Annotated in this window: 13 protein-coding genes; 5 read left to right on the plus strand and 8 right to left on the minus strand. The window is 63.0% G+C overall.

Features of this window, described 5'->3' with window-relative positions; all coding sequences use genetic code 11:
• Positions 1–37: 37 nt before the first annotated feature.
• From LFT47_RS17370 to LFT47_RS17380, 3 genes are all read left to right on the plus strand, one after another.
• Positions 38–547, plus strand: coding sequence for a hypothetical protein (locus LFT47_RS17370; RefSeq protein WP_236812578.1), 510 nt, complete (start codon positions 38–40; stop codon positions 545–547).
• 78 nt (positions 548–625) lie between these two features.
• Entirely contained in the window at positions 626–2845 is a 2220-nt protein-coding gene (locus LFT47_RS17375) for a S9 family peptidase (RefSeq protein WP_236812579.1), read from the plus strand.
• A 55-nt stretch (positions 2846–2900) separates the two neighbouring features.
• Positions 2901–4532 (plus strand): sensor histidine kinase, encoded by a 1632-nt coding sequence (locus tag LFT47_RS17380; protein ID WP_236812580.1) that lies wholly within the window; start codon positions 2901–2903, stop codon positions 4530–4532.
• A gap of 115 nt (positions 4533–4647) precedes the next feature.
• Here the strand turns inward: LFT47_RS17380 and LFT47_RS17385 are convergent, their stop codons facing one another.
• The 8 genes from LFT47_RS17385 to LFT47_RS17420 all read right to left on the minus strand — a co-directional run bounded on the left by LFT47_RS17385 (position 4648) and on the right by LFT47_RS17420 (position 13928).
• Complete coding sequence (locus LFT47_RS17385) at positions 4648–4821, minus strand: hypothetical protein (protein ID WP_236812581.1); 174 nt, start codon at positions 4819–4821, stop codon at positions 4648–4650.
• 82 nt (positions 4822–4903) lie between these two features.
• Complete coding sequence (locus LFT47_RS17390) at positions 4904–5698, minus strand: response regulator transcription factor (RefSeq protein ID WP_236812582.1); 795 nt, start codon at positions 5696–5698, stop codon at positions 4904–4906.
• 99 nt (positions 5699–5797) lie between these two features.
• On the minus strand, positions 5798–6448 hold the full coding sequence (locus LFT47_RS17395; RefSeq protein WP_236812584.1) for a TetR/AcrR family transcriptional regulator: 651 nt from the start codon (positions 6446–6448) through the stop codon (positions 5798–5800).
• A 24-nt stretch (positions 6449–6472) separates the two neighbouring features.
• Positions 6473–8500 carry a CocE/NonD family hydrolase gene (locus LFT47_RS17400; protein ID WP_236812587.1) on the minus strand — a complete coding sequence of 676 codons (2028 nt, stop codon included), beginning with the start codon at positions 8498–8500 and terminating at the stop codon, positions 6473–6475.
• A gap of 30 nt (positions 8501–8530) precedes the next feature.
• Positions 8531–10459, minus strand: coding sequence for an ABC transporter ATP-binding protein (locus tag LFT47_RS17405; RefSeq protein ID WP_236812588.1), 1929 nt, complete (start codon positions 10457–10459; stop codon positions 8531–8533).
• A complete protein-coding gene (locus LFT47_RS17410; RefSeq protein ID WP_236812590.1) occupies positions 10459–11364 on the minus strand; it encodes an ABC transporter permease in 906 nt (301 codons plus the stop codon). Before LFT47_RS17410 ends, LFT47_RS17405 begins: the two co-directional genes overlap by 1 nt.
• 30 nt (positions 11365–11394) lie before the next feature.
• On the minus strand, positions 11395–12351 hold the full coding sequence (locus LFT47_RS17415) for an ABC transporter permease (RefSeq protein ID WP_236812592.1): 957 nt from the start codon (positions 12349–12351) through the stop codon (positions 11395–11397).
• Positions 12351–13928: an ABC transporter substrate-binding protein gene (locus tag LFT47_RS17420; RefSeq protein WP_236812594.1), complete on the minus strand. Its 1578-nt coding sequence runs from the start codon at positions 13926–13928 to the stop codon at positions 12351–12353. The genes LFT47_RS17415 and LFT47_RS17420 overlap by 1 nt, the downstream gene beginning before the upstream one ends.
• Positions 13929–14103: 175 nt before the next feature.
• On the opposite strand from LFT47_RS17420, the gene LFT47_RS17425 reads away from it, so the two are divergent.
• Both LFT47_RS17425 and LFT47_RS17430 read left to right on the plus strand, forming a co-directional pair.
• Positions 14104–14964, plus strand: a complete 861-nt coding sequence (locus LFT47_RS17425) for a DMT family transporter (RefSeq protein ID WP_236812596.1) — start codon at positions 14104–14106, stop codon at positions 14962–14964.
• Positions 14961–15440, plus strand: coding sequence for a hypothetical protein (locus LFT47_RS17430; RefSeq protein WP_236812598.1), 480 nt, complete (start codon positions 14961–14963; stop codon positions 15438–15440). The genes LFT47_RS17425 and LFT47_RS17430 overlap by 4 nt, the downstream gene beginning before the upstream one ends.
• Positions 15441–15484 lie beyond the last annotated feature (44 nt).

The following is a 15484-nucleotide window of genomic DNA, read 5'->3' on the forward strand; positions in this document are numbered from 1 at the left end:
CCTCAAAGAACTGAACCGGGTCCGCTGCCTTTACCGCATGAAAGCGGTGAGAATGGGATGGACCACCGGGCCTGACAGAAAGCCGCTGACCTTGCGTAGAAGCCGGAGCACCGCCGACGCCGCGCAGACCCCTGCGTTGGGTCGCGTCGCCGCGGTCCTGGCAGCGGCTGCGGTACTGGTGTTCGCTCCGGGTATCGCGCAGGCGGCGTTCAACGGGTCCGATAGTGCTTCACTCCCCGTTTCCTCCGCCACCCTGGCATCGACCGCGACGGTCAGCGCGAGTTGCAGCGGATCGAACCTCACCATCAGCGTCACGAACTGGGCCCTGTCCGATACCCGGTTCGTAGGACAGTTCACCGTCACTTCCAGCCTCGGGATCCTCCTTTTTAGCGGCAACAGCAACCAAAGCGGCGGCGGAACCTACACGGCGAAAATCATTCCCCACCTCGGTACCTGGAATTGGTCGGTCAGCAACCAATACTCGATCCCGGGCACCAGCAACGTCTGGACCGGCACGGCCAAGACGGGCCAGTTCACCTGCACCTGAGAGCGCGCCTAGGCGCACGCCCCTACCCCGGCAGCGAACGCGGGCGCCGGCGTCAGTCAGGCTCTATATATTGAGAGCATGACCCAGACTTCCGGTTCCGCCCAGCCATCCCACGCCGAAGGCCCAACGGCCCCCGTCGCCAAGAAGGTGCCGCACACCCGCGAACACCACGGCGATGTTTTCGTGGACAACTACGAATGGCTGCGGGACAAGGAATCCTCCGAGGTCATTGAGCACTTGAAGGCCGAAAACGCCTACCAGGAAGCCGTCACCGCACACCAGGAACCGCTACGCGAGGCGATCTTCCAGGAAATCAAGGGGCGTACCCAGGAGACCGACCTCTCGGTCCCCAGCCGCAAGGACGGCTGGTGGTACTACACCCGCTCCGTCGAGGGCAAGGAGTACGGCATCCAGTGCCGCGTCCGGGCTGCGAACTCGGGCAATCCGGTGGCGGACTGGACCCCGCCGGCGGTGGAACCCGGCGTCGAACTCCCCGGCGAAGAAGTCCTGCTGGACGGAAACGCCGAGGCGGAAGGCAAGCCGTTCTTCTCCATTGGCGGCACGGCCGTGACGCTGGACGGCAACCTTTATGCCTACGCCGTGGACAACTCCGGCGAGGAACGGTTCACGCTCCGCATCAAGGACCTGCGCACGGGCGAACCGCTGCCCGACGTCATTGAGAACATCTTCTACGGCGTGGCCTTCTCCCCCGACGGCACCCGGATCTTCTACACCGTCGTCGACGATTCCTGGCGCCCGTACCAGGTGAAGTCGCACGTCCTGGGCACGCCGGTCAGCGAGGACGAGGTCATCTACCAGGAGGACGACGTCGCCATGTGGCTCGGGTTCGAGCTCTCCTCCGACAGGAGGTACCTCGTGCTGGGCATCGGCTGCTCGGAGTTCAGTGAGACGCGCCTGCTGCGCTTCGACGACTTCGACGCCGGCCTGTCCACCGTGATTTCCCGCGACGAACGCATCCTGTACGAGGCCGAGCCGTTCCTGCTTGATGGGGTTGAGACCATACTCCTGACCCACAACAAGGACGCCATCAACTCGATGGTGTCCATCGCGGACCCGTCCGAGTTCGCCAAGCCGCTGGCCGAGCAGCACTGGCGCACCGTCGTCGAGCATTCCGACGCCGTTCGCGTCAACGGCGCGGGCGTCACCTCGACGCATCTGGTGGTGTCCGTACGGCAGGACACGATCGAGCGCGTGCAGGTGCTGCCGCTCGCCGGGCTGGGAACCGCCGCGCAGGGCGCGGCGGTGGAGCCCGCCTTCGACGAGGAGCTGTACACGGCCGGCGTGGGCGGAACCGACTATGAAGCCCCGGTGATCCGCATCGGGTACACGTCCTACTTCACGCCGTCGCGGGTGTACGACTTCGTGCTGCCCACCGCCGCGCTGCCGCAAGGCGAACTGCTGCTGCGCAAGGAAAGCCCGGTGCTGGGCGGGTACACCGCGTCCGACTACGTGGCCACCAGGGAATGGGCGACGGCGCCGGACGGCACGCGCGTTCCGCTGTCCGTGCTGCGGCACGCCTCCCTTGTGCAGGACTCAAGCGCCGCGGGCCTGGTCTACGGCTATGGCTCGTACGAGGTCAGCATGGATCCCGGTTTCGGGGTGGCCCGGCTGTCCCTCCTCGACCGCGGAATCGTCATGGTGATCGCGCATATCCGCGGCGGCGGCGAGCTCGGCCGGCGCTGGTACGACGACGGCAAGAAGCTCAACAAGAAAAACACCTTCTCGGACTTCATCGCCGCGACGGACTGGCTCGCGTCCTCCGGTTGGGTGGCGCCGGGGCGGATCGCGGCCATGGGCGGCTCCGCAGGCGGCCTGCTGATGGGTGCCGTGGCCAACCTTGCGCCGGAAAAGTACGCGGCGATCGTGGCTGCCGTGCCGTTCGTGGACGCCCTCAACACCATCCTGGACCCCGAGCTGCCACTGTCAGCGCTCGAGTGGGAAGAATGGGGCAACCCCATCACGGATTCCGAGGTGTACGAGTACATGAAGTCCTACACCCCGTACGAGAACATCCGCGCCGTTTCGTACCCGCGCATCGCAGCCGTCACGTCCTTCAACGACACCCGCGTGCTCTACGTTGAGCCGGCCAAATGGGTCCAGGTGCTGCGCTCCGAGACCACCAGCGCGGCGCCGATCGTGATGAAGATCGAGATGGACGGCGGACACGGCGGAGCCTCGGGACGATACGTGCAGTGGCGCGAGCGCGCTTGGGACTATGCCTTCGTCGCGGACTCGCTCGGCGCCGTCGATCTACTGCCCGGTGCCGGGCTCAAGTAGCGTTCTCGATAGTAGGCTCTCCCCAGGGGCCGAACCGAAACAATAGGAGCGCAGCTTGACTAACGATGCATCGGTGCCAAACCGGGCTTTGGTGGCCGACCCTGACCCGGTTCGTCACGCAGAGACGGTTGCGGCGCTCGCCGCGGCAGGGTTCGTGGTTCGTTCAGCGCACGACGCCGGTTCCCTTGCGGCCGCGCTGGAAAGCGAACCGAGCGACGTGCTGGTGGTGGACAACGACCTCCGGGAGTTCCTTCCCCGCAATAGCGTTCCGGTTTTGCTCCTGCTGGATCCCGAGAACGAGCTCGATGTTGCTGCCCTGGAAGGGTGGACGATTGCTGATTTCACCTACCGGGGCCAGCCTCCCGCATTTCGGGTCCACCGGGCCCTGGTACTGATAGCCCGTGCCGCCGAACGGACGCGCCGCCGTTCGGAAGCCGAGTCACTGAGGGAGAGCCTGCGAAAAGTGTCCGCGGCGATCCGGTCCACCATTGATCCGGGACTGATTGCCCGGCATCTGGTGGATGGCATCGGCGAGGCCCTGGGCGCGGAGCATGTCTGGTTCACCACGTTCCCGGACGCCCGGGTGCCACAGGTGAGGGCCGAATGGAACGCTCCGGGACTGGTACCGGGCGTCCTGCCGGACGAACTCACAGACGAGATCGCCAGGTTCGCGCTTGCGGAGCGGCTGTGGGCGGAAGCGGAGGTGCAGCCGCTTCCGAAACGGGCTCCCGCAGGTGAGCGGGGTGGTGCGGGTGCGCTGGGTGGTGCCGGGGCGCCGTCGGCCTCTGTTGTGGTGCCGGTAGGCGAGGGAGATCTCGTCCTCGGTGTCATCTGGATCGCCCGGCCGGACACGGCGCAGGAATGGACCCGGGCCGAGTTAGGCCTGATTCAACACGTCTCGGGCAACCTGGCGTATGGGCTGATGCAGAGCCACCTGATCGGCGCGCAGCAGCAGGTCATGTACAAGCTCCAGGAACTCGACCAAGCCAAGACCGACTTCCTCACTACGGTGAACCACGAACTTCGAACTCCCCTCACGTCCATCACCGCCTATCTCGACATGATCCGCACGGGCGCCGGTGGACCTCTTCCCGCGGGTGTCGGGCGGATGGTCGACGTCATTTCACGAAATGCCGAGCGGCTCCGACGGCTGATCGAAGACATGCTCACCGTCTCGCACCAGGACAGCTCCGGCGACCTCCAATTGAGCCGAGTGAATGTCGGACCCTTGCTCAGGCTTGTTGTCTCGACCTTGCAGCCGCTCGCCGACTCCCGTTCACTGTCCCTTACCGTCATGCATGCGCCGGAAACAATGACTGTCCAGGCCGACGAGGCCAAGCTCGAGCAAGTCTTCGCCAACATCATCAGCAACGCGATCAAGTTCACGCCCGACGGCGGCCACGTTGCAGTCAGCAGCGGGATCACCTCGGAACCTGACTTGGTTCCCAGCGTGGTGGTGCGCGTGGAGGACACCGGCGTCGGGATCCCCGAAACGGAAATCGAGCAAGTCTTCACGCGATTCTTCCGCGCCTCGAACGCCTCCACTGCGGCCATCCCCGGGAGCGGGCTTGGACTGGCGATAGCCCATGACATTGTGGAGCGCCATTCCGGCCGGCTCGATGTCGAGTCCGCCCTCGGCGTGGGGACCACGGTTTCGGTCCGGCTCCCCCTGGATACGGAGAGCTAAGAAAACACCGCCCCTGGGCGGTAGCCCGGGGCGGTGTCTGGAATTGCTCTATCGTCTACCCAAGTGACTGGCAGTTAATGCCGTTATGAGGCGTCTAAACGGCATCAAGTGCGAGCTAGTTGGGCCACCAACCGATCTGCGCGTAGTTCACAACGGTGCCGGTGGTAACCGTCGATACCGTGGTGCTCGTGGTGTCGTGCGTGGTCTTCGGGGCGGCATTGGCAGGAGTAACAAATCCGCCAATAGCGAGCAGCCCCGTCATGAGAAGTGTTGCGGCGAATTTTTTCATGCAGTGCTCCTTTGAGCCGTGAAAATCCGAAGTTGACTTTCCCAGCGTAAAGAGCCTTGTTAAAGGTTCCCTTAAGATCGCCTCAGTTTTCCGAAGTCTTTGCTGCGAGGCGGTAACCGACGCCACGCACAGTTTCCACCCAACGCGGCGACTGCGCCGAATCGCCGAGCTTCCGCCGCAGATTGGCGATGTGTACCTGGATCGCGCGCTCTTCGGATTCGCTGACATAGCCTCCGGTTTCGTACTCCCTGGCATGGAGCCAGCGGGCAAGCCCCGTGGTGCTTCGAACCACGCGTCCGGCCTCCATGAGGGCCTGAAGAAGGTCGAACTCGGTGCGGGTCAATTGCACCTCTTCGGTGCCCACCCGGGTTGTCCGCGTGGCCACGTCCAGGAAAAGGCCGTTGTGTTCCAGCCCCGACGGCTCGGCCGCGGGAAGGACGGGCGTGGGGCCGGTTGGCGAGTTCGGCGCCGGCGGCAGCTCCGCCGTCGGGCTCCCTCCGGAACCGCTCAAAAGCTTGCTGCCGCGCGGCCGGCGAAGGAGCGTCTCAACCCGGGCCAGAAGTTCGCGGGGACGGAAGGGCTTGGTGACGAAGTCGTCAGCGCCGATGGCCAGCCCTTGCAGTGTGTCCACTTCACGCGCGCGGGCGGTGAGCATGATGATGTAGGCGTCACTGAACTCGCGGACTCTACGGGTGACCTCGATCCCGTCGATGTCGGGCAGGCCGAGGTCCAAGGTGATCACATCCGGGTTGTGAAGGCGGACCGCATCCACGCCGTCGACGCCATTCCCGGCCGCGTAAACTTCCAAGCCCGATGCCTCGAGGACAGCATGGACCACCTCACGGATGTCATCGTCATCCTCGATTACTACAGCCACGCCCGATGCGCCCACGTCAAGATCCCCATCTCTTATGCTCAGCCCACCTTAACACCAGCGGTACCCGCTATTCTCGCGCATGTCGGCGTGAGTCCCGCTTTACCTGATCTGGAGCTCACGCCTCACGAACGCGATAAGCAGGTTCCGCGAGGTTTCCACCGGAAGGGATGAACCCCGCGCATAGCATTGGACGGCGAGGCCATCCACCATGGCGGCCGTTTCGATGGCGAAGCTTTGGGGATCGTCGCAGACGAAGGATCCCTCGCTGACTCCACGCTCGGTAATCTCGCGCAAGGCGCTGCGCCAGCCGTCATAGTGTTCGCTCATCCAGCGTCCGTAGGCTTCGTCCCTGGCCGCAGCGGACCAGAAGTCGAACCAGATCAGCCAGTGCCGACGGGAACTCGCGTCGGAGCCGAACATCCCCTCGAGGAAATACAGCAGTTCCTTAGTGGGGTCGCCGGACCCTCTGGCACTTTCCTGGAGCGGAACGTAGAAGTCCGCGGTTTCGGCCTTGACAACTTCCATCAGAACTTCGTCGAGACTCTTGAAGTGGTAGGTGATGGTCCCGGGTGACACTCCGCAGGCTTTCGAAATGTCGCGGATCAGGACATTAAACAGCCCTTTGTCCGCGATCAGGTCCCGCGCGGCATCAATCACCAGCTGCCGCCGCACTTCAGTAGGGTGCCGCTGCCGTTCCCCGACAGTCTTGGCGCGGGGCCGCTCTTCGTGGTCCTTGGCGGTAGTTGTCATGTCGTTCGTCCTCGTTTCCCCTGGTCAGGCCGATGTCCGACTGATGCGCTTCTCAAAAGTCTTTTCAAAGAATAGTTGCTCGTCCTTGAACGTCTTGACTTCGTTGTGCAGCACATAATGGTCTTTGCTCGCAGTGACCGTAGCGTGGGTCTCGATCCTAACTCCCCAGTCCTCGCGCTGCAGCGAGACGTTCCACATGGACTCAGCCCGCGCCGTCAGGGGATCGTTTCCCGATATCGAATACCGCTCGAGGGCCTCTTCACCAAAGTTCAGGCCATCCGGGTAAATCCGGTTGCCGCCGTAGTTCGGGTCCACAGTCAAGGTCCAGGACTCCGATTGCGGCTCGTACCTGACCTCACGCTCGGGGCGTACGGCCGCCACAGGTCCAGGCTTGATGTCCAAACCCGGGGCTTGCTCCGCCTCCTCGAAGACGATGTCGCGGCTTCCAATGGCGGCAGGATCGAGGTCATCAAGCGTCAGTACGCTCTGCCCGGCGTCAACGGTCACAAACCCTCGTTCGCCGTGTGGCCAGATCCAAGGCCAGTACGTCGTGGCCAATGCGAGCCGGAGCCTGTGCCCGGCCGGAATCTGCCACGACATGGACGTGAACTCGATCTCGGCGTCCACGAATTGACCCGGAACGAGCTCCTCCGCCATGTCCATCCCGTTGCGCCTTGCCAGGTTGATGGCCCCGCGGGTGATCAGGGTGGACGATCCGTCCGGCCCGACATCGCAGAGCCGAGCAATCACATTGGCCCGGGGCGTGCTGCTGTTGACCCGAAGCTTGAACCGGGCGTAGCCAAACAGGTTGATGTCCTCTGCAAGGACAGGCGTCTCAAATACGACCGAGCGCCCATCCTCGGCACGCTGGTCCGGCGGCAGATCGGACAGATTCCCGAAGGGGAACCACCGGGCGGCATCCCCGCCGTTGTGTTGCGGTGTGTCGACGACGGCCATCCCGGCGGCGTCCGTTGCCAGGCTGCGCAAATCTGAGGCTAGGTTGAATTGCCGCTGCCCGACGTCGGCGGACGGCCAGCCGTCCAGTCCCACCCAAGTGCCCGCTCGCTCGGGGTAATGGGTGGCAGGCCGCACGGAGTCCTGGTGATAAGCGCGCAGCGCGGGTTCAGCCATGACATCCGTTTCGATGCCCTTGAGCCAGTAGTCCCACCAACGCAAGGTCTCTTGGAGGAAGCCAATGGTGGGCCCGGGCGTGCGCTGGATGTCTGGATACTGGTGCGACCAGGGCCCGATCAGACCTTGCGCGGGGGCGTCAAGATGCTCCAGCAACCGAAAAACAGTGTTGCGGTAGGGATCCGCCCAGCCTCCGACGGCCAGGACGGCCGCGGTGATTTTGGAGTAGTCCTCGCAGACCGAACCGTGACGCCAGTAGTCATCGCGTTCTTGGTGGTCCATCCAAATTTCGGAGAAAGGCTGGAGGGCTTCCAAGCGTTCTTTCCACATGGTTTCCCAGGCGTCGCCAACCCGCCAAGGCGCGGGCGGGCGGCATTGGAACGCCAGCATGGTTCCAGCCCAGGAAGTCATGTCAATGCCAAGCATCGCACCACCGTAATAGTGCACATCGTCGGCATAGCGGTCGTCCGTGGAGCAGACGGTGACAATAGCTTTAAGCGCCTCCGGCTGCTCCGCGGCGAGCTGCAAGGCATTGAATCCGCCCCAGGAGATTCCGAACATTCCCACTTTGCCGGTACACCAGGGTTGGGCGGCCAGCCACTCGATGACCTCAACTCCGTCTGCCTGCTCCTGCGGGTGATACTCGTCGAGCATGACGCCTTCGGAATCTCCGCAGCCGCGCATATCAACACGGATCGAGGCGTAGCCATGGCCCGCGTACCAGGGGTGGCGCTGCGCGTCACGCGGTGCAGTCCAGTCCCCGCGTCTGTAGGGCAGGTATTCCAACAGTGCAGGCACCGGCTGTGAGGCCGCGTCTTCAGGAAGCCAGATTGTGGCAGCCAGCTGGACGCCGTCGCTCATCGGAATGAGGACGTGTTCCATGACGGTGGCGGAATGGGGGAAGTCCGTGCGGATCTTCACGGGTATTTCCTTTCTAGGATGCGTGCAGCGCTAGGGGGCAGCGGGCGCCGGGCGGAGTTCTGCCACGTCAGCGTGGCATTTGATGCGGTGTGTGTCCGAAACCTGGATGGTAGGCGGGACCACCGTGCGGCAAACGTCGCGGACAATCGGACACCGGCTAGCGAAGGGGCATCCGAGCTCGGGCGGGGCATCAGGGATTTCATCCCGGACACCTTGCGCCTTGGCCCCATGGTCGTCGCCGAGTTCGATCACCGAGTCGAGCAGGAGCCGCGTGTATGGATGGGACGTGTCAGAGAAGATCTCTTCCACCGTGCCGTCCTCGACGATGCGTCCGAGGTACAGGACCACTACGCGGTCCGCTACTGACCGGACGACGGCGAGGTCATGGGTGATGAAAAGGAAGCCGATGTCCTTGTCCCGGCTCAGGGTGTCCATCAGGCGCAGGATGGAAGATTGCACCGAGACATCAAGCGCTGACACAACTTCGTCCGCCAGCACGAGAGACGGGCCGGCGGCAATGGCCCGGGCGATGCCAACCCGCTGGCGTTGACCACCCGAGAGCTGGCCGGGCAATCGTTGAGCGAAACTGGCCGGGAGTTCCACCTCTTCCAGCGCTCTCTCCACGGTGGCTCCTTTGACGCCGAAAAGCGTCAAGGGCCGCGCGATAGCCGTCCGGACCGAGTGCCTCGGATTTAGCGAAGTATCGGCGTTCTGGAAGATCAACTGCACGGCTTGGCGGAGACTCTTGGGGCGGCTGGAGACGGTCCGGGCCAGATTGCCGCTACCCTCCCGGTGGTTTGCAGACTCGCCACCGGCCCAGGTGAGGGACATCTGTCCCCCTTCGCTCTTTTGCAAGCCCGCAATAGCGTTGGCGATAGTGGACTTTCCGGAACCGGACTCTCCCACAAGCGCCACAATCTCGCCGGCGTTGACCTCAAAGCTGACATCCTGCACCGTGGGACCCGTCCCTGGAACCGGCTTCTTGCGGTAGTCGATTGTCAGGTCCCGGACGGTCAGCACGGGCTTGGCCTCCCGGGGCCGAGTACGGATGTACAATTCCACGGCGCCTTCCCGAACGGCCCCGGCGTCGATGACTGCCTGATCCATTCCAGGAGGGATGCCCGGGGTGTCGATGCGCGGCACGCTATCTATGAGGCCGCGTGTGTATGCATGTTGCGGCTGTGCAAGGACGCTTCGGGTCAAGCCAGACTCCACCACCGCGCCTTTGCGGAGCAGGGCGATGTCCGTGCACATCTTGTCAATGACGCCCAAGTCATGGCTGACCATCACCATGGACATGCCCAGCGTCTGCTGCAGCTCCGTCAGAAGGTCAAGGATGGCAGTCTGCGTGACCACGTCCAGCCCAGTAGTCGGTTCGTCGAGGACGAGAAGGGACGGGTTGGCGGCGAGCGCCATCGCAATGCCGATGCGCTGTTGTTGCCCGCCGGAAAACTGATGCGGGTACCGATCGAGCGCTGGTCCCGGGTTGGGAAGCCTGACCAAACGGAGCAATTCCTCGGCCCGGGCGCGCTGGGCGGCCTTGTTTCCCTTGAGGTGGTGAAGGACTTCGGCGATCTGCTCTCCGATCTTCATGGTGGGAGTCAGCGCGTTTCCGGCATTCTGCGGGACCATCGCAACCTCAGCCATGCGAAGGCGGCGCAGCTCCCGCGGGGCGAGCGCGAAGACGTCCTGGCCCGCCACGTGCACCGATCCGTTGGACACGAACGACGTGCTCCGCAGGGAGCCCAGCAGGGCACTGGCCAGCGTGGACTTCCCGGAACCCGACTCCCCCACCAGACCCAGAACGTGGCCGCGCCGCAACTGCAGGGTCACGTCCTTGAGGACGTCCACCTGGCGCTTTCCCGAGAGGTAGGAAACGCTGAGGTTCTGGATCCGGACAATGTCCGTTCCGTTGAGCATTGTTGCTTCATACGTGGTGTCGGCTGCATCTATCGTCACTAGCCCAGCACCTCCTTCATTCGGTCGATGCCGAAGCTCTTCGCAAGCCCATCGGCCGCAAGGTTGAGTCCAACAATCAAGGACGCCAGCGCCGCGATGGGCGATAACGTGGCCAATGGCACCACAGCCATCAAGTTCCGGTTCTCGGCAACCATGAGGCCCCAATCCGGCGTCGGTGGGCTGGCGCCGAAGCCCAGGAAGGACAGCGAGCTGATAAGCAGCACAACCCAAGAGGCCCGCATGGCGAATTCCACCAGGATGATGTCCAGGACATTGGGGAAGACTTCCCGGACGAGGATGGAGAACATCCCCTCGCCCCTGGCCTTGGCTGCGGTGATGAAGTCCTTGGGCATCACATCCATTGCCGCGGCCCGGACAATACGGGTCACCCCGCCGGTGTAAACCACCACAACGGCCAAAATGATGACCCAAGGACCGGTACCGAAGATGGTCACCACCACCAACATGGACAGGATCGCCGGTACCGCCAGCACCGAGTCCAAAACCCTGGTGATGATGTCATCCACAATGCCGCCACGGTACGCTGCGATGCCCGCGATGACGGATCCCAGCAAAACCGTCAGCGCGGTGGCAGTGAAACTGATGGCCAATGCGTACTGGCCACCAAACAGGGTTCGCGTCAGGGTATCGCGGCCGAGGGCATCCGTGCCCAGCAAATGAGCCCCGGAGCTCTCTTGCAGTGCGCTCATCGCGTCCGTGGCGATCGGATCGTAGGAGGTCAACACCGGGGCCAGGACCGCCACGACGATGTTCACTATCACCAGCGCAAAACCGAAAGTGGCTGCCCGGGACTTCAGGATGGACCGGACGGTCCGTGCAAAGCTGCTCGGGGACTTGGGGGCCGCGCCTTTGGGCGCCGGGGCCGTCGTCGTCATTGCGCTCATTTGCTGCTCCGTGTCATTTGCTGCACCGTGTCATTTGCTGCTCCTCGGGTATCGCAGCCGTGGATTCAGCAGGAACGCTGCAAAGTCCGCCAGCAGGTTACACACCACATATGTCAACGCGCTCATCACCGTGATCAGCAAGATGGTGGGAAGGTCACGTGTCTGGACAGACCTGATCATCAGGGTGCCGATTCCCGGATAGTTGAAAATGCTTTCCACAACCACCACACCGCCGACGAGCCAAGCTATGTTCATGGCGATCACATTCAAGGTGGGCAGCATGGCGCTGGGCAGGAGGTGTTTGAAGACTACCCGGGAAGTCGAGTTGCCCTTCAGGATGGCTGTCCGGACAAACTCGCTCTCCATCACGTCAATCACCGACGTGCGCATCATCCGGATGATGTAGGCCGCCAGAACGCAGATCAGGGCCGCGGCTGGTAGCCAAACAGAGGGTAGAAGATCCGCGAGGGAAGCGTTCTGCCCCGCAATCACCACTGCCGGGAAAATCGGGATGTAGATGGAGAAGAGGAGCACCAGCACGGTGGCGACCACAAACTCCGGAACGCTCATTCCCACAAGCGCCAGCGTGGAAATCGAGATGTCCGGCCACCGGTCGCGGGTCAGGCCGGCAACAAGGCCCAATACAAGGGAGAGCAGGATGCCGATCACGATGGTGATGCCGGCCAGGAGGGACGTGTTCACCAAGGCGGAACCCACCTCCCTCGCGACGCTGCCGCCGCCGACGAGGGAGTTCCCAAAGTCGCCGTGCAATGCACTGCCGAGCCAAGTAAAGAAACGTGAGACAGGCGGCTCATCCAGCCCGAGTTGTTGCCGCATAGTGGCCACGGCTGACGGCGTGGCGTTCTGACCCAGCAACTGGGTGGCCGCATCTCCCGGCAGAGACTGGATGGCACTGAAGACCAGCACCGTAGCCAGCAGCACCGTGAAGACGGACCAGCCCAATCGCTTGGCGAAAAACGTGAGCACTATGCACGCAGCCCGATGTTGATGTAGTCGAATTCGAAGCCGTGCTCGCTGTAATTGACTACCTGCTTGCTCAGCCCCGTGATCCGGTCGGAGAAGAAGGGAGTGAGGGATCCGCCGTCGTCGATCAGGATCTTCTGGGCGTCCTGGTAGAGCGTCTTCCGCTTTGCCGCGTCCACGGTGGCGCGGGCCGCATCCAAAGTCTGGTCAAACGTGGCATTCGAGTACGCCGTCTCGTTGTACGAGGATCCGGTGCGGAAGATCTGGTTCAGCAACTGGTCGATGGGGCGGCCCGTGTACCAGTAAGTGGTCATCAACGGCTTCTTCATCCAGACGTCGGTGAAGTAGGAATCCGCAGGAGAGTTGGTCACGGCCAAGTTAATGTTGGCGGCCTTCATTGAACTCTGCAGGGCCAACGCGAGCGGCGACAGCACCGGGTCGTAGCTGGAGGTGTAGATGGGCACATCGAAATGGTCAAAGCCCTTTGCCTTCAGCAGGGCCTTCGACTTATCCGGGTCGTAGCCCAGGCCATAGTCCAGGTAGTAGGCCTCGGACGGCGGCACGGGGTTGTTGTGCGCGACAGTTCCGTTGCCCTGCACCGCCAGTTTGAACACCTCGTCCGGGTTGTACGCATGAGCGAATGCGCGGCGGATATCCGGGTCTTTGAATTCCGGGCTGGTGTTGAGCATGGGTACCGGATACCACTGGGCGTTCTTCACACTGGAGACCGTTGCGACCGAAGAGGCCGAAACTGTCTTTGCCGTGGCGAAATCGAGGTTGGTCTGGGCCACGAGGTCGACTTGCCCTGCCAGCAAGGCGTTCACCCGGGCCTGGGTGTCGGCGATGGAGGAGAACTCGATCCCATCCAATGCCGGTTTGTCGCCGAAGTAGTTGGGATTACGCACGATGGAACCAGGCCCTGCTGCCGTGAAACTCTTCAGTTTGAACGGACCAGTGCCGATGCCGCTGGCACCGATGGTGGCCGCGGAACCGGCCGGAATGATGTAGCAGTTGTACCCGGTCAGCAAACTGGCGAATTCGGCGTTCGGAGACTTCAGGGCAAATACCACGGTGGTGGCATCCGGTGCCTTGATCGAGTTGCCATCGACAAAGGGGGAAAGCACACCGGCCTGCGGAGACTTGGTGGCCGGATCAAGGATGTGCTGAATCGAGAAAATAACGTCCTGGGCGGTGAACGGCTTGCCGTCGTGCCAAGTCACACCCTTTCGCAGGACGAAAGTCCAGCTCATCGCGTCTGCGGACAGTGTCCACGACTCGGCCAGGTCCGGAATGAGCTCACCCTTGGCCGAAAGCTTGACCAAGCGGTTGTACAGGGCGCCCAGGTACTCATAAGCGGACAAGGAACTGGCAGGGTCCAAGGTTTCGGCCTTCGACGCCGGCGGCCGGGCGATGCGCAACGTCCCGCCCTGGCGGGCAGCGCCGCTCGCGGCTCCCGTGGTCGACGACGACGGGCTGACCCCGCAGGCTGCGAGGACCGCGGGGGCCAGCAACAGGGCTGAACCGGCGAGAAGGGTGCGCCGGGACAGCCACCCTGTTGGTGCTTCGATCCGTGAATCCATGGTGCCGAATCCTTATCTTTATTTCTTCCGCGAACGATCTAATTCATGTACTGTACGAATAAATCGTCTGAGAGAGCAATAGTTCTCCGAATAATTTAACCGCCCTGAAACAAAGGGCCGTTTCGCCGGAAAGGCCCCGATTGTGACCGGATGGTACCGAAGACCAGATGTGCTGATGGTGCTGTCTTCCGCGCCCACATACGTGGCGACCCGCGAGGCCCTGAAAGTTATAGACCCGCAGGACCTGACGCCGCTACGCTACTTGGGTGCCGCCGTCGCGCTCGGCGTGGCCTTGCTCGTCCGGCGGCAGCGACTTACGCTGCGGGGCCGCGACATTCCGAGGATGCTGGTAGCGGGACTGCTAGGGTATGCAGGCTTCGGCCTACTCCTGAACCTGGGGCAGACGACCGTTCCAGCCGGAACAACAAGTCTCCTACTAAACATCTCGCCCGTTTTCGCGTTCATCCTCGGCCATCTCATGTTGCGGGAGAGAACGTCCAGCCTGGGCTACTGGGGCATGCTCCTTGCTGTGGCAGGGGTCGTCGTCATTACGCTGGGCGATTCCGTGGCTGTCGGCTTCAACGGCGACGCCTTGTACATCGTGGCGGCAGCTCTTCTCTTGTCAGCATTCCTCATCGTCCAACAGCCTCTGTTGGCACGCGTCCCTCCGCTCGAAGTGGTCTTCTGGGGATCCCTTATCGGCGCAGCGGCCACGCTGCCGACCGCCCGATTCGCAGTGGCGCCAGCGGAGTTCACGTGGACCGTTTGGTTGGCGCTGGTCGTGCTCGTGGTGGTCTGCACGGTGGTGGCTTACGGTTTCTGGAATGTCTCGCTGTCACGGACCAGCGTGGCAGAGGGCGGTTCGCTCCTGTACGTTGTGCCAGTGCTGTCCCTACTGCTCGGGTGGATTTTGCTGGGCGAAGTCCCCAGTATCGCCTCTCTCCTCGGCGGCACGGCCGCCTTGGCAGGCGTGATCTTGCTCTCGCGGGCAACCGCATCAATCGCACCCCAGAAAGAACTGGAGCCCGCACCATGACCGTCCCCCACTTCGAGGAGGAACACGTCGAAATTCCCCTCTCTGCGGACGCGTCCGCCAAGCTCGCCGACATCGCCGCCTCCGTCACAGCGGACGTGGGCGCATTGCTGACAACCATCTCCCTCTGGCGCCCTGAGACCGAGGACCTGGTCCGGGTGTTTACGACCATGCCAGAGCTCTACCGGGTAGGTGGGATCTCAAGCGAACTGGGTGAAGACTGGCTCCAACACTGCGTCGTACACCAGGAATCATTCCTCGCTTCGGAGCAGGGAGCGATCGACTCGGATGCTTTCGAGCACCAGGATGTCCTTGGCGCCCTCAATCTCGGCGCAGCTATCAACGCGGTGATTGTCCACAACGGCCGATTCCTCGGCTGCCTCAATCTGCTGGACGTCGCGGGCGCGTACTCGGAGCCATCCGTGCGACGCGCCGAGGCTTACGCCGCGCAGCTCACGGAGGTCATACGCGCTCTCTGAAGTTCACCTGGAATCCACGGCTCCGCACCGGCCCAGTGCCCTTT

Origin of the sequence: Arthrobacter sp. FW306-2-2C-D06B, assembly GCF_021789175.1 — a bacterium.
GTDB lineage: Bacteria > Actinomycetota > Actinomycetes > Actinomycetales > Micrococcaceae > Arthrobacter.

Coding starts and splice junctions, on each gene's coding strand:
- LFT47_RS17385 (WP_236812581.1), bottom strand. CDS start 4,821: ATGAAAAAATTCGCCGCAACACTTCTCATGACGGGGCTGCTCGCTATT.
- LFT47_RS17425 (WP_236812596.1), top strand. CDS start 14,104: ATGGTGCTGTCTTCCGCGCCCACATACGTGGCGACCCGCGAGGCCCTG.
- LFT47_RS17420 (WP_236812594.1), bottom strand. CDS start 13,928: ATGGATTCACGGATCGAAGCACCAACAGGGTGGCTGTCCCGGCGCACC.
- LFT47_RS17395 (WP_236812584.1), bottom strand. CDS start 6,448: ATGACAACTACCGCCAAGGACCACGAAGAGCGGCCCCGCGCCAAGACT.
- LFT47_RS17410 (WP_236812590.1), bottom strand. CDS start 11,364: ATGAGCGCAATGACGACGACGGCCCCGGCGCCCAAAGGCGCGGCCCCC.
- LFT47_RS17375 (WP_236812579.1), top strand. CDS start 626: ATGACCCAGACTTCCGGTTCCGCCCAGCCATCCCACGCCGAAGGCCCA.
- LFT47_RS17430 (WP_236812598.1), top strand. CDS start 14,961: ATGACCGTCCCCCACTTCGAGGAGGAACACGTCGAAATTCCCCTCTCT.
- LFT47_RS17370 (WP_236812578.1), top strand. CDS start 38: ATGAAAGCGGTGAGAATGGGATGGACCACCGGGCCTGACAGAAAGCCG.